1 protein-coding gene is annotated in these 279 nt (G+C 69.5%); it reads right to left on the bottom strand.

Annotated elements, in window-relative coordinates:
• On the bottom strand, positions 1-279 hold a 279-nt coding region (locus SB717_RS35220), incomplete at both ends, for an ROK family protein (protein WP_410907549.1).

Consider the following 279-nt stretch of genomic DNA (forward strand, 5'->3'; position numbering starts at 1 on the left):
CGTTGACGTCGTTCCACACGGACACGCGGATGCCGAGCTCGTCGGAGAGCGCTGTGACGACGTCCATGCGCGGCCAACCCGGCATGTCGTCGGTGAAGGAGAGGTCTCCGGTCGCCTCGTTGACGGCCGCCTGCACGCCGACGACGACCTCGCTCACCGCCCCGCGCTCGATGCCGGCCGCGTCGCAGGCTGCAGCGATCGCCTCGGACAGCTCCTCGGCGGCGGGAGTGCCCTCCCGTGGATGGGTGTTCTCAGCAATCGGATACTCGTTGCCGACCG

It is taken from the genome of Priestia sp. SIMBA_032, assembly GCF_046535215.1.
GTDB lineage: Bacteria > Bacillota > Bacilli > Bacillales > Bacillaceae_H > Priestia > Priestia aryabhattai.